The following is a 14,051-nucleotide window of genomic DNA, read 5'->3' as shown; positions in this document are numbered from 1 at the left end:
CCGTTCGGAACGTCGGCGTAGCGGACTCCGACGTCGTAGCAACCGGTACCGCCGCTCTGACACGCGTGCGGTCTGACCGGACTTGTACAGCGATCCGCTCGGCTTCGGCGGTGGCGGGTCGTTCACCGTCACCTCGGCCGGCCCGCCTTCGGGTCCGGTACCTCCGGGACCCGGTCCGCGGAGACGTAGACCTGGTAGGTGCCGGCGCCGATGCCGCCCACCGAGTCGCTGGTGCCACCCGTCGTCCCGGTCTGCACCGTGCTGGAGCCGCTTCATGATCCGCCAGTGGTACTTGTCGACCTGTCCGCCGGTGTCGGCGGGAGCGTTCCACCGCATGGTCAACGTTGCCGGCGCATCGCCTGACGACTTCAGTCGAGACGTTCTGTGGCGCACTCGGCACGCCGTAGGCGGTCGCAGCGATCTCAGTTCCGAACCGGCACTCGGACCGACGGCGTTCTGCGCATAGGCGGTGAAGGTGTAGTTCTGCCCGTTCGTCACGTCGAAGGTGCAGTCGTTGCCGGGGGCGCACTGCTTCTCCGCCGCCGCCGCTCCACTTCACCGCAGTGCGTACTCGATGGGTGCGCCGTTGCTCGCCGGCGAACCGCCGACGACGACGGCGATCTTGCCGCTCTTCGCACTCTTCAGACTGAGCGACGGCGGATCGGGAACGTCCTTCACGATCGACCGTGATGCGACCCTGGACCTTCCGGTTGGGGTCGTTCGTCGCGTCCTGGACCGTGTAGATGACGCTGACGGTCCCGCTCTTCGACGAACCGGGGGTGACCGTGACCGTGCTCACCGGAGAACGTGGCCGTCGCCCCACCGGCCGGCGCGCTCTCCACGGTGGCGTCGACGATCTTGAGCGGGGTGTCGGGGAACGGGTTGTAGTCGTTCGCGAGCACGCTGATCGACTCGGCCTTGTTCTTGCGGCCCTCTTCGACACGGTCGTCGATGGCACGTGGGAGCGGCCTGGTCGAGGAGACGACGCGGACGTTGATCGACCCCGGGACGGAGTACTCCTTGTAGTTCACGGTGAACGTCAGCGTGGCCGAGGTGCCGGGTTGCGTCCCCTGCGGAGCGGAGATCGAGACCTGCGAACCGGAGAGGCTGCCCTGGACGCCCGCGGTCGTGCCGCCGAAGCCCTGGTAGGTGAGCGCGGCGAGGATCTTCGGGTTCGGGTGGTCGCTCGACGCCCGCAGGTCGACGGTCGACCGGCGCCTCGCCGGCCTCGATCGTCACCGTCGGCGGGGTGAACGTCGGCGGGACGTCCTCGAGGTTCGGGTCGCCGACCGTGATCGGCAGCGTGAGCAGCTTGCTCTCTCGGCCGTCCGTGGCCTCGAAGCTCACCGAGGCGGGTCCGCGGTAGTCCTTCGCCGGGGTGAAGGTGATCGTGGCGTCGTCGACGTAGCTCGACGTGCCGTTGCTCCGGAAGTTGACGACGCTGCCCTCGGAGGCGATCGTGACGGGCTTGCCGGACGGCGCCTCGGTGATGTCGGAGAGCTTCCAGGTGCGCGTCTCGTTGACCTTGACGATCTGCTCCGGCAGCGGACTCTTCATCCGCGGTGGCTCGCCGTCGGTCGCCGCCGGCACGATGATGAACGCGGCGCCGCTCAGCTGCGTGACCGGGTCCGTCAGGCGGTAGGCGATCGCCTGGCGTCGGTCGGTGAGGGTCACCCGGATGGTGCCACCGTCGCGGACCTCGCCGGAGGCGGCGTTCACACCTTCGAGGCTCGGCTGCAGGTCGTCGATCAGCCCACCGGGGTTCTGCGCGCCGTCGAGCACGTCGATGTCGATGGTCTTCTTGCCGACGATGTCGGCGTCCTCGAGGACGTGATCATCCGCCTCGGGGAACTGCGGCTTCGCGTCCTTCGTGACCTTGACCTGGATGTAGGCGCTGTCGATGCCACCCTTGCCGTTGGTGATCTGGTACCGGACCGTGAAGAACGCCTCCTCCTCCGGCACTTCGATGACGACACGGCTCTTGCTGACCTCGGCGGTGAGGCCGTCGTCCACCGAGAGCAGCTTCGGTTCGAGTTTGAGCTTGTACCCGTTCGGATCGGAGTCGTTCGAGAGCACCGGCACGGACGCGACCTTGCCCGGGAGGACCTCGATGTAGTCGTCGACCGCGTTCGGCTGGCCGTCGACCTCCGGGCGTCCGATGACCCCGATCTTGATCGTGCCGACGGCGACCGCACCGTAGGTGTCCTTGACCCGGTACTGGAACGTGTCGGTGCCGGAGGAGTCCGGAGCCGCCTCGTAGACGAACCAGGTGCTCCCCTGCTCGATGACGCGACCGAGCAACGGTGCCGAGGCGATGTCGTCGACGACGACGGAGTCGCCGTTCGGGTCCAGGCCGTCGAGCGGGACGTCCACGCGGACCGTCGCACCCGCGAACACGCGCGAGGTCAGCAGCTGCGGCACGGGCGGCTGGTTGTTCTTCTTGTCCTCGCCGACCACGTTGAAGGTGACCGTGGCCGTGTCGGCCTCGCCGAACGTGTCGTACACGCGGTACGTCGTCGTGTAGGTGCCCGGTTCGCTCGGCGCCTGGAAGCGGACCTCGTCGTCGTCGACGAAGGCGAGGCCGGCGGTCGGTTCGTCGACGAGCTGGCGGTCGACGAGCATGACCGCCGCGTCCGGGTGGTAGTCGTTGTCGAGCACCGCGACGTTGGCGATGTCGCCCGCGCGGACGACGACCGCATCGTCGGTCGCGACCGGTGCCTGATGCTTCGGCAGCGGTGGCACCGGGACGACCGTCACGGCCGCCTGAGCCGACGAGGTGCCGTCGGACACGACGTAGGTGAACTGCAGCTGCTGCTCGATCGGCGCGGAGGAGGACACGCGGATGACCGCGCTGTCGAGGACCTCGACGGACAACGAGGTGGACTCGTCGGGAACGGAGACGGACTGCACGGCGAGCACCTGCCCACCCGGCGACTCGTCGTTCGCGAGGACCGGGATCGTGATCGTCTCGTTCGGACGCAGATAGCCTTCGTCCTTGACGGCGACCGGCGGCCGCACATCGGTGGGCTTCTCGAGGACGTCGACGCGGATGAGCCCGATGCTCGAGGCGATACCGGCGCCGAGCGTGTACTTCAGGTAGTAGGTGCCGGGCTCGTTCGAGGAGACGGTGACCGACTGCTTCTCGAGGCTCGGCGAGGACACGAGACCGCCCTGCAACGCTTCGACGCCGATGAGCCCGAGCGGGGCCCCACTCGGTGACTGGTCGTTCGCCAACGGCTGGACGAGCGCGGACTCGCCGACGAAGGTCGAGACGAAGTCGGGTGTGCCGATCGGGCTCAAGGCTCCGGCGGGCTGGACGTCGACCTTGAGGGTGCCCTCCGCCGAGTTGACTCCGTCGGACACGACGAACTTGACGTCGCGCGGGCCCATTTCGGGCGAGGCGTGCGTGAACGTGACGAAGCCGTCCGGGGTGAACCGGACGAGGTCGCTGGACGCCGGTGAGGCCGACTGGAGGAAGATGTCGTCGCCGTCGGGATCACGCCAGTCGGCGAGCACGTTGTAGGTGACCGTCTGCCCGGCCTCGACCGAGACGGCGGCCTCGCGATGGGACGTCGGCGGCTCGTTGACCTCGGGCGGTTTGATGGCGATGCTCACGTTCGCTTCGGCCACGCCGCCTGGGCGGCCGTCGTTGACGGAGTAGCGGAACGACGTCGTCCCGGCCACGAAGCCCTCGGCCGGGGTGAACTGGAGCGCGCGCCCGCCGTCGATGGATTCGAGCTTGCCGGTCTCGGCGGCGAGCGTCCGCGCGGGTTCTGGATCGTCAGGACGTCGCCGTCCGCGTCGGAGTCGTTGTCGAGCAGCGGCAGGACCGTCGCGCGACCCGGGCGGACGCCGAACGCGTCGTCGCGGGCGATGGGCGGGCGGTTCTCCTCGGTGCGCTCGGCGAGCGTGTCCTCGAAGGACTGCTCGGAGGCCTTCTCGTCGCCGTCCTCGCCGTCCTCCTCCTGCGGGGGCGTCACCTCGTCCCAGTTGTCGACGAGGCGCATGTTCGCCTGCACGAGCCAGGAGTTGCCGGTCTGGACGTTGTTGAGGGCGATGACCGAGCGGTTGACCCGGAAGACGAGCTGCTGGCCGATGGTCTCCGGGTTGATGTCCTCGATGACGGGCTTCTTGTCGGCGCACTCGGCGGCGTACCGGCTGGAGGAGGCCCAGGCTCCGTGCATGCAGCCGTCGAGGTTGACCGGTGCCGTGACCTCGGCCGCGCTCGTCGCCGCCGTCGTGACGTCCGCGTCGAGCACCTCCGGGTCGCCGCCGCCGAGCGGGACGCGGACGAGCGAGTCACCGGTGGCGATGACGGCGGCGTCGTCCGACGCCGACGGCTCCTGGATCTTCAGCGGCTTGCCCGGCAGCTCGACGACGGAGCCGTCCTGCTTCACGAGGTCGCCGGACTTCAGGTCGAGGATGACCGCCTGCTCACCGGCCGCACTCAACTGGTAGTCGTCGAGCTTCGGGAGCTTCGACTCGGTCTTCGTGCCGTCGGGCAGGATGCGGTAGAGGCGCCCCTTCGCGGGTGCGACCGCGAGGATGGTGCCCGTCGAGGTGACGACCGCTTGACCGGCCTTGCCGATGGAGACGATCGGCTTCGTCTCCGTGGGGTCGAAGCGGAGTTCCCCCGCGGCGTCGACGGACCAGAGCTTGCCGGTCTCCCCCGCCACGACCGAGAGTCGGTCGCCGCCGTAGTGCACCGTCGCGCCGGTCGGCAGCGAGACACGCTGGATGAGGCTCGTGAAGGCCGGGTCGATGCGTTCGAGCGAGGAGAGCGCCTTGTCCTGGAGGAAGACGTCGTCGCCGTCCTGCAGCACGTCGGCGTTGTTGGACGCCGTCGACACCGCTCCGTCGAGTTCGGAGATCTGATCGTTGAGACGCCCCGCGAGGAGCGACTCGCCGTTGGTGACCCAGACGTCGCGGGACTCGAGGTCGACCTCCGTGACCGGGAAGCCCTGGTGGATGAGCGCGGCGGTCACCGGTACGGCGACGAGGACCGACAGGGCCGTGATCGAGGCCGCGGTCTTGCGTTTGCGCAGCCAGGCACTCCAGTTGCTCACGGTCCCCCAGGTGATGTTCGGTCAAGCATCGGTCGATGCGCCACGCTGCAAACGCGGAGTCACTCTAACAAAGAAGTCCGTCATGGAAAACGGTTGCGAGGGTCAACCACGAACCGGTTGTCCCCCGTCGACGTCCGCCTGATCGGCGTGGTCGAGGAGCGGGAGGTCACTGGCGTCCACGAGTCGGGTCGAGACCGCGTACTCGACCAGCCGTGCACGACGGCCGGTCGCGAGCTTCCCCGGCCCGCCGCGGAGCCCCTGCACCCCGAACTTGTCGAGCTTGTCGCAGACGTTGTCGAGCTTGCGGTTGAAGGTGGTCTGGCTCCAGCCGAGGCGGGCGGCAGCGGCGGCCGACGCCGGGATCTCGCCGCGACCGGGCGACGCCTGGCGCAGGACGTCCTCCGCCAGGGCGACGATGAGGAGGCGCTGGCTGCTCGTCAGGTGGATCGGCCCGACCGTCGTGGTTCCGGCGGTGGTCGTCGAGAGCTGCGACGGACTGAAGTACTCGAGGTCCGAGGTGATCGTGAAGTCGTAGGTCGTCGTCCCGGCACTGAACAACACCTGCAGCTCGGGGAACACGATCGGGAGCCGCGCACCGGGCGCGAGCCACGCCTGCACGTTGCCGGTCGTGTCCGTCACCGTCGCGGAGAGGGTGTTCCCGATGTTCGTGAGCCACCAGAGCCCGGCATCGAAGGTCACGCTGAGGAAGGTGCGGTGCAGGAAGGGGTTCTCGTCGACGACGAGGTCGCCCTCGCGCCCGATCAGGAACGGCTTGCGTGCGTCCACGGCGTACTCCTCGCCGCAGAACTCGACGCGCACCGCCGTCTTCGTCGTCGCCGTGTCCGTCGCCTCGTCCGTGGTCATCGTCTGGTCCCCCTGTGGTCGGTCATCGTCTCGCTCCAGCTACTGCTGCGAGCACATCTCGAGTGGATCGGGTGAGGTGACGCCGCCTCGGACGATCACCACCTCGATGCACAGCTGCGCGCCCGGAGCGCTCGGCTTCAGGTCGACCGCGTACGTCGAGGTCGGTACCTTCGGCGAGTTCTTGCCGCTGCTCGTCACCTGGTAGATGTACGAGTCGCCGTCCTGCGGATCCGGGTTGTCCCAGATGAACGTCACGACGCTGCCGTCCTCGCTGATGTTCACCCCGAACGGCTTCGGCGAGGGGACGTCGCTCAGTTGGATGGGCGCCCCGGTCGCCGCGGCCGTCGGCTTCGGGTCGGCGGCGGCGCCCTGCCAGATGATCCCGGCCGCGATACCGCCGACCGCGAGCACCGCGACGCCGCCCGCGACGAGGAGGCGGGTCAGTCGGCGACGTCTGGCCCGTCCGGCGGCGTCGGCATCGGGATCCTCCGTGGGAACTGCAGCCGCGGTCTCGAGGCGGTCGCGGCGGATCGTCTCGGAGGGCACCGAGGCCGCTCCGACGGTGATCGGCGCCGACGGCTGGATCGGTTGGACGAGCGGTCCGGCCGAGCGCACGACCGTCTCGTCTCCGATGGACGGCTGCACACTCGGCACGCCGGGTCGGGGCTGGGCCTCGACCGTCGGGACCTGCCGGACCCGCGTCTCGTCCGACGCACTGCTGGACGTGTCCGGTCGGGGGGCCTGCGACTGCGGCTGTACGAGGTTCGGGATGTCGATGGGCGTCGGCGCGTAGGCCAGCTCCATCTCGACACGCTGCAGCGCCCGCGCGAAGTCGACGGCGCTCTCGAAACGGTTGGCGCGGTCCTTCGCGAGGCCCTTCTGCAGCGTCGCGACGAGGGACGCCGGTGCGTCGTCGCGCCCGAGCGGGGTGACGGTCCCGCGCTCGATCCGGCTGATGAGGTCGGCCGCACCGTTCGACTGCCCGGGGATCTCGAACGGCGTGCGTCCGGCGAGCAGCGTGTAGACCGTCGCGGCCAGGGAGAAGACGTCGGATCGGACGTCGGGATGCGGCTCGTCCTCGAACATCTCGGGCGGTGACCAGGGGATGGAGAGACCCACCGTCTGGGTACCCGAGGCGCCTGTCGAGCCGACGTCGCCCGGCCGCCCGGGGCCGGCCGTCGACGGCACCTCGAGTTCGACGGCCTGCGAGATGCCGAAGTCGGTCAGCGCCGGCCAACCGTACGCGTTCGTGAGCACGTTGGCCGGCTTGATGTCGCGGTGGAGGATGCCGGCGGCGTGTGCGGTCGCCACCGCACTGGCCAGGCGGACGCCGGTCCGCAGCGCGTCGGCGACGGCGAACCGCCGCAGCTTCGCCTGCTCGGCGAGGCTCGGCCCCGCGCAGTACTCCATCGCGAGGTACGGTCGGCCGTCCGGGGCGACGTCCGCCGTGTAGATCGTGACGATGTACGGGTGCGCGGAGAGCTGCGCCATGAGGTTCGCCTCGGCGACGAAGGCCTCGCGGGTCTGCTCACTGAGGTGCTCGGCGAGAAGCACCTTGACGGCGACCTGACGCCGCGGCAACTGCTGCTCGTACAGGAAGACGTCGGAGAACCCACCGGCTCCGAGCTGTCGTTCGAACCGCAGCCCGGGGATGGCCGGCGGTTGCGAAGGTGAGCGGCGCACGTCAGCCCTCTCGGACGCGCAGCGCGACGCCGCCGCCGAGGTCGATGACGGTCCCGACGATCACCGGTGTCGGCTCCCCCGGTCGCAGGGACTGCGGCGCCTGACCGGGCAGGACGACCTGCGTGCCGTTCCGCGAGTGGAGGTCGGTGACGACGACCGTGCCGCCCTCGACCGCGACGCGCACGTGGCTCCGCGAGATGTCGTCTCCCGTGAGCGTGACGAGCGTCGGGACGACCGACGCCGGGACCTGCGAGACGCTCGGCGCCCGGCCGAGCACGACGGGTGAGGCGAGCGACTGGCGAGTGCCGCCGGGGAGCTCGAGGTAGGTGAGCGGCGTGGCCGACGGGGTGGTCGATCGAGCAGGCGGGGTCTCGGCCGCGCGACGCGCACGCAATGCGGCGAGATCCTCGGCGAGGATCGTGTGGCCGTCGTGGTCGCCGAGGTCCGATGGTCCGGCTGCTGCGGGTTCCGGCGCGGCGACTGCGGTGGGGGCCGCCTGCTGGTGCGCCGACGCCTCGGCCGCCGCGCGTTCGGCGTCGCCGGCCTCGTCGACCGCCGCCGCACCGACCGGACGGAGCACGGTCTGGCCGAACAGGAAGTCGTAACCCTCGTCGACGGGCTCCTCCGGGGTCGTCGGGGTCTCGTCCGGGTCGTCCTCGTCGTGGAAGAACTGGGTGTCGGAGACGGACGGCACGACGTGGAGCGGCTGAACGGGCTCGACGTGCGCAACCGGGGTCGCCTCATCGCCGTCCGTCCCGTCGTCCGCGTCGTCCGAGGTCGCCGCGGATGCAGCGGGCTCGGCGGGGGCCGGGACGGGCGGGGCCGCGAGCTGCTCCGCCGCGGTCGGCGTGCTCGTGGACGACTCGGTCGGCCGGCGCTCGTCGGTGGTCGGAGTGGCGAGGGAAGCCGTGGCCTCCTCGTCGAGGGTCGCCGTGATGGAGGTCGTCCAGACGGCTCCCGACCCGAGCGGGAGGCGCACGCCGGACGGGTTCGGCTGGTCGCTCCGGAGCGTGACGCTCACCGCGTCGGCGTGGTGTTCCTCGACCCAGGTGGTCGCGCGGGCGCCCAGGACCGTCTCGGTCCCGGCGGCGCTCGTCACGACGGCGGCCGCGAGCCCGCGCACGATGACCGTCGCGCCCGATTCGTCCCAGACGGCCGCGGCGAACGCGGGCGTGTTCGAGAGACCGCCGGCCGCGAGGCGGTCGACGATCAGCGACAGCGACGCGTCGCCCGGGAGGTCCGCGGCGAATGCGGCAGCGGCGGTGTCGTCGCCCTGGGCGTCGACCAGCACCAGTCTGCCGGGCCCCGCCACAGCGAGCCAACGGCGGACCTCGGCCGGTTCCATTTCGTACGAGTACACGGCCACTCCTCTAGCCTCGCGGCATCGTCTCTTCAAGATACCCGAGACCACCCGCGTCATCGTAGCCGGGGCCGCTGGACATCAGCGAGGTCGACACGACGTCGACGACGAGCGCGGTCACGTTGTCCCGTCCGCCGGCGGCCAGCGCGAGCTCCACGAGGCGGTCTGCGGCTCCCTCGAAGCCCTGCGACAGGACCTCGGCGATCAGCTCGTCGGACAGCTCGCCCGTGAGACCGTCGGAGCAGAGGAGGAACCGCTGCCGCCCGGCGACGGGGAGGAGCCAGACGTCCGGGTCGATGCCGGCCTCGACGCCGATCGCCTTCGTCACGATGTTGCGGTCGGGGTGTTCGCGCGCCTCCTCCTCCGTGATGGAACCGGCGTCGACGAGTTCCTGCACGGCCGAGTGGTCGACGGTGATCCGACGGAGTGCGCCATCGGCCCAGGTGTACACGCGAGAGTCGCCGACGTTGAACACCATCCAGTGCAGATCGGTCTGCGGCGACAGCGCCACGAGCGCGAGACCCGCGACGGTCGTGCCGATGACCCCGTTCGGCGTGGGGATGCTCCGGATGACCGCGTTGGCGGCGACGATCGTGGTCACGACCGCCTCGGTCGTCGTCGGCATGCCGATCGGGATGCCGCGTTCGAGCGCCGCCGCGACCTCACGGCTCGCGACCTCGCCGCGTTCGTGCCCGCCCATGCCGTCGGCGACCACGAAGGCGGGCGCGCCGGCGTAGAACGCGTCCTCGTTCAGGCGTCGGACCAGCCCGGTGTCGGTCCGGCCCTCGCTGCGCAGGGTGTGCGTGGACCGCGCGGTCTCGATCGTCGTCATCCCGTGCCTCCGAACGTCGCGGGCAGTGTCGGGGACCTGCTCCCGGCCAGCTACCGTAGCGCGACGTCGAGGTCGGCGAGCTTCAGCGAGCTCCACCGACTCGCCACCGACGTACTGCTCGGATGGCAGATGACCACCGATCGTGGGCGATGAGCCGCTCGTCGACGGCGGCCTGGTCACGACCCGCACCCGTCGACGCCTAATCGTCACGTAGCTGCTCGCGGTCGACTCCTCACCCTGCGACCAGCGACCTGTCCCGAGGAACGAAGTCGAGGAGGGCACCGCGGTCGTCGTGTCTCGCCATCGCCCGCCGCGATCGTCCGCGGTGACGTACGCCGTCGTCGCAGTTCCAGGCGTGGGTGACCGAGAGGTACGCCCCGTGGATCTCGTCGTTCGCTTCGCGCGATGGCGAGCCAGTCACACCGGTCCGGATGCGGGCCTGGATGGCCTCGCACCGACTCGTCTATGGACCCGCACCGGACCGTGACGGGGCCCGGATCAGGCCGGCCGACGCGGCGCCGAGCGCTCGGACGATGATACTGATGCACCCTGCGAAGGAGTCACGCTCAGCAGCACCGACTGCGGATGAGCGACGCCGGTCGTCGGGCTGCGCTCGATCATCTGGCGCGTCCCCCGGTAGTCGATCGACCGGTCTGATCGCCGCTGAAGAAGCCGCTCCGCTGAATCGAGGAAGGCGTCGACACTCGGGTCGCCCGACGCTCGCCGTCATCGATCGGCGAACATCCTCGTACCGCTGCGAGTTGTGCGAGCACACGCGATTCCCGGGCCATCCTGCTCGAGTTCCTGCGTCGCCGGGTCGACCAGCTCGTGGTGCGTCGCCCTGCACCGTCGTCCAGTTGGCCCTGTCCGGGTTGTCCCTGTCCGTCCAGCCGTGCGACCGGGTCCTCGTTCGAACTCGAGTCGACAGCACCTGGACGTCATCGGGGATGTCGTATCGCGCGATCGGCGAGCCCGCCGTGACGACATGGGTGATGTTGAAGCCGGTAGCCGACGGGTCCGAGGCGATCAACCCGGCCGTGATCCCGCCGAGGCTGAAGCCCTTCGAGCATGACCGGATCGGTCGGTGAGATGCCGGCGGCGCGCCATCGCGTCGAGCACCGCCGAGGCCGAGCGCGGTCTGCTCCCCCTGCATGGCGAGCGACGTCGGAGGTGAGAGTCGTTCGCGGTCGCGCCACCGCGTCGGGATTCCAGACCTGCGTGCTCGGGTATCTGCACGATGCACGACTTCGGCGGCGGTCCGGCCGACTGGCTCCACGATCCGGATGTCGCTGAAGCTCGTCGCTCGCCGATCTGATCGATGTTCGCTCGAACCCTGCATGAGGTCGCCGAGGCCGCGTGACGGTCCGTGTCCCGAGGCACGGCGATGCGGCTGTGCGGGGTCCCGTCGGGATCCGATCGCGAGAGCGGCGGTGCCCGTCCTCGAAGAGGCCGAACCGGCCGCCACCGGTGGCGATGGCGTCGATCGCCTGCTCATAGGTGAGCGGCGGCCAGCCCTGGCCGGTGACGACCGACATGAGTCCGTTGAAGCCGGGCAACAACCCGGGGAGGAAGGTGAGGCCGGCCAGCAGGCCTGGGGCGCCGTCCGTGAGGATGTCCTCGATCCACGCGTTGTCGCCCAACCATTCGTTGGCCGCCTGACCTGCGATCGGAGCGAGTTCCTGCAGTCTCGCGAGTGCGTCCGCATACGTCGCGGCGGTCCGGTCGATGACCTCCTGCGGTGAGTAGGCGGCGATCGAGTTGGCGGTGAACAGTCCCGCGACGCCGGCCGGCGAGAGCAGCAGCCAGGGGTTGTCGCCGATCTGGTCCAGCGTCTGCTGGGCGCCCTCGACCAGCGAGTCGACACCCTCGACGACGACGTTGACGCCTGCCACGGTGAGCATCCACGCCCCGCCCACCACCGCCACGCCCGCCGCTGCGACGAGGCCGACCGGCACCGCGAGGACGCCGATGACGAAGGCGACCCCGTTGTGGAGGGCGACGGTCGCCGCGGCGATCAGCTGGTCGGCGGTCTCGTAGGCGACCACGGCGCCCTCGAGGAAGACGGCGGAGACGCCGGTCTCGGTCGCCACGAGGAGCAGGGAACCGGAGGCGAGGACGATGGCGCCTTCCGCAGCCGCCCCCGTCACCGGCGACAGGATCATGGATTCGAGCAGGTCGCCGTCGACCGCTTTCGCAGCGGCCGTGCCCGAACGCCCGATCAGCTCGGTCGACAACGTGGCGAGTTGCTGCGCCTGCAGTCGCATGTCGTCGAGCTTCGCGCCGACGCCTCCGGCTCCACCGGAGACCGTGATGCCGCTCATGCCCGTGCTCCCTGGATGGTCGCGGCGATCGCCAACACCTCGGCGACGATGTCCGCGCGACGGACGGCCCGGAGCGAGACCCGGGTCCCCTCGGCGACGGTGGACGGGTCCATACCCGCCGCTTCGACGTCCGGAGTGTCGACCGACACGGCGACCCAGCCGTCGGCACCACGGAGCCACGTGTCCGTCCACCGTCTCATGGGCTCCCCGCTCCGGGAGAGTGCGTCGAGCCGGAAGCCGCCGTCGATCCGCTGGGCGACGCCGCCGAGGAGCACTGCGGCCTGCGGGCTGTGGAGCTGTTCGACGACCGCGCCGACGACGTCCGGTCGGTCCTGTCGGAGCGCGAGGACGAGCGCCTCGGCGTCCGCGAGCGGGAGGACGACCACCTCGGTCGAACGACCCCGCGTGTCGGGGACGTCGTGGAGCGCGGAGAGGGGTCGCAGGAGTTGCTGCGCCAGGCCGGCGGTGTCGAAGGCGCGGATCTCGACGGCGTCCTCGTCGCGCGCGGCCGTGCCGTGCTCGGCGACGGACGCGTCCGAGTGGTCGACCCGCTGCGTCCGCAACAGCGCCAGAGCGTGCGCGCCGATCACGGAGACGGACTGGATCGCCGTCCGGTCGAGGGTCCAGCAGGAGGCGTCGACGGCCGCCGTCGCGAACTGCGGCATCGACAGGAAGGCGGCGAAATCGGGATCGACGTCAGCGGTGAGGTCGTCCGGGAGGCTGTCGTCGCCGCCGGCGAGGAGTCGCCGCTCCCGGAGCCGCGCGACGGCTCGCTGCTCGCGCTCACGGACTTCGGCGGGCGACACGTCCGAACCCCATTCGGTGTGGAAGGCGGGTGGCAGCACGATGTGCGGGGTGCGGTGCTCCAGGACGTGGAGTTCGTCAGCGGTCAGCAGGAAGGCTGCCGCTGCCGGAGCCGGGCGGGTACGGGTCATGGGCATCAGGGGGTCCATCCTCGGCTGCGGTAGAGGTCTGCCAGGTCCAGCCAGCTGCGGTCACCGGGTGTCGGAAGCGATGGCGTGGAGGCGACGATGTCCTTGGCCTGGTGCACGAGGAAGTCCGGGACCTCCTGGCCGAAGAACTCGAACACCTTCGCGGCACCGTCCTTGACGGTCTCGACCGCGCCGGAGACGAGGTTCACCGCGTCGTTCCAGCGGTCGCCCACCCAACGCGCGGCATCTTCGATGAGCTGCTTCACGTGTTCGACGGCGGTCGCGTGCGCGTCGAGCTTGTCGGCCGCGTCGTCGAGCTGCGTCGCCGAGTTCTCGAGCGAGACCGCCCGGGTGCCGAGCTGCTCGATGAAGGTCTCCGCCGCGGTGGAGGTCCACGCGAGCTCGGCGGCCGAGCGGAGGTCTCCGGCACGGCTACGGACCTCGGTCGCGAGGGTTCGTAGCTCCGTCGCGCGGAGGCGGATCTGTTGGGTGTCGCCGTACACTGCTCGCTCCTCGTCGGGTGATGCTGCGTCGCTGTCGCCGTGGGTCGACTTCGCCGGAAAACCCGCGCGCCCTCACCGACACGTGGTCGGGAGGGCGCGCAGAGCGAAGCCGACGGTGGTGACTACTGGCCGGCGCCGGCAGCGAGCGCTGCGTCGGTCTGCTCGAGCGTGGTCACAGCGTTGTTGAGGTAGCCCGACAGCTTGTCGAGGTGCTGGATCGTGACCGTCGCGCTCTGCGTGAAGGCCGTGTAGGTCTCGTTGAAGGTGCCGGACGCGGTGTCGGTCTGGAACCCGGAGGACACGAGGTTGTTGATGAGGGTCTGGAGGCGGTTGAGCGTGGTCTCGACCTCGCCCTTACCCGTCGTCAGGTTGACGGCGGCCTGCTTGATCTCGCTGTAGTTGACGTTGATGTTGGCCATGAGTCTTGCTCCTTCGTTGTGGTCACCGGCACCGTCGGTGCCTTCATCATGTAACCACAACGCCTCGCGGG

At 70.1% G+C, this 14,051-nt stretch carries 10 protein-coding genes and 1 pseudogene; all 11 read right to left on the bottom strand.

The window, feature by feature from the left end:
- Positions 1–555 precede the first annotated feature (555 nt).
- Positions 556–678, bottom strand: a complete 123-nt coding sequence (locus tag AC5JOC_RS05315) for a hypothetical protein (RefSeq protein ID WP_494245694.1) — start codon at positions 676–678, stop codon at positions 556–558.
- Between the two features lie 117 nt (positions 679–795).
- Positions 796–3,684 (bottom strand): Ig-like domain-containing protein, encoded by a 2,889-nt coding sequence (locus tag AC5JOC_RS05310; RefSeq protein WP_494245692.1) that lies wholly within the window; start codon positions 3,682–3,684, stop codon positions 796–798.
- Positions 3,612–5,066: an Ig-like domain-containing protein gene (locus AC5JOC_RS05305; RefSeq protein WP_494245690.1), complete on the bottom strand. Its 1,455-nt coding sequence runs from the start codon at positions 5,064–5,066 to the stop codon at positions 3,612–3,614. Before AC5JOC_RS05305 ends, AC5JOC_RS05310 begins: the two co-directional genes overlap by 73 nt.
- A gap of 102 nt (positions 5,067–5,168) precedes the next feature.
- Positions 5,169–5,930 (bottom strand): hypothetical protein, encoded by a 762-nt coding sequence (locus AC5JOC_RS05300; protein WP_192018640.1) that lies wholly within the window; start codon positions 5,928–5,930, stop codon positions 5,169–5,171.
- 39 nt (positions 5,931–5,969) lie between these two features.
- Positions 5,970–7,613 (bottom strand): serine/threonine-protein kinase, encoded by a 1,644-nt coding sequence (locus AC5JOC_RS05295; protein WP_159877943.1) that lies wholly within the window; start codon positions 7,611–7,613, stop codon positions 5,970–5,972.
- Between the two features lies 1 nt (position 7,614).
- Positions 7,615–8,973: an FHA domain-containing protein gene (locus AC5JOC_RS05290; protein WP_139382412.1), complete on the bottom strand. Its 1,359-nt coding sequence runs from the start codon at positions 8,971–8,973 to the stop codon at positions 7,615–7,617.
- Positions 8,974–8,983: 10 nt separating this feature from the next.
- Positions 8,984–9,805 (bottom strand): PP2C family protein-serine/threonine phosphatase, encoded by an 822-nt coding sequence (locus AC5JOC_RS05285; RefSeq protein ID WP_192004658.1) that lies wholly within the window; start codon positions 9,803–9,805, stop codon positions 8,984–8,986.
- 938 nt (positions 9,806–10,743) lie between these two features.
- Positions 10,744–12,126, bottom strand: coding sequence for a hypothetical protein (locus AC5JOC_RS05280; RefSeq protein ID WP_494245686.1), 1,383 nt, complete (start codon positions 12,124–12,126; stop codon positions 10,744–10,746).
- Complete coding sequence (locus tag AC5JOC_RS05275) at positions 12,123–13,067, bottom strand: hypothetical protein (RefSeq protein WP_494245684.1); 945 nt, start codon at positions 13,065–13,067, stop codon at positions 12,123–12,125. The genes AC5JOC_RS05280 and AC5JOC_RS05275 overlap by 4 nt, the downstream gene beginning before the upstream one ends.
- Positions 13,067–13,564, bottom strand: a pseudogene (locus AC5JOC_RS05270) (hypothetical protein); the annotation flags it as partial. The gene AC5JOC_RS05275 and the pseudogene AC5JOC_RS05270, both read right to left, overlap by 1 nt.
- A 119-nt stretch (positions 13,565–13,683) precedes the next feature.
- A complete protein-coding gene (locus tag AC5JOC_RS05265) occupies positions 13,684–13,980 on the bottom strand; it encodes a WXG100 family type VII secretion target (RefSeq protein WP_056008215.1) in 297 nt (98 codons plus the stop codon).
- Positions 13,981–14,051 lie beyond the last annotated feature (71 nt).

Source organism: Plantibacter sp. (assembly GCF_059073635.1).
Note: the sequence above shows the minus strand (reverse complement) of the source record. Positions and strands in the feature narration are given on the sequence as shown.

Coding starts and splice junctions, on each gene's coding strand:
- AC5JOC_RS05300 (WP_192018640.1), bottom strand. CDS start 5,930: ATGACCACGGACGAGGCGACGGACACGGCGACGACGAAGACGGCGGTG.
- AC5JOC_RS05265 (WP_056008215.1), bottom strand. CDS start 13,980: ATGGCCAACATCAACGTCAACTACAGCGAGATCAAGCAGGCCGCCGTC.
- AC5JOC_RS05275 (WP_494245684.1), bottom strand. CDS start 13,067: ATGCCCATGACCCGTACCCGCCCGGCTCCGGCAGCGGCAGCCTTCCTG.
- AC5JOC_RS05280 (WP_494245686.1), bottom strand. CDS start 12,126: ATGAGCGGCATCACGGTCTCCGGTGGAGCCGGAGGCGTCGGCGCGAAG.
- AC5JOC_RS05285 (WP_192004658.1), bottom strand. CDS start 9,805: ATGACGACGATCGAGACCGCGCGGTCCACGCACACCCTGCGCAGCGAG.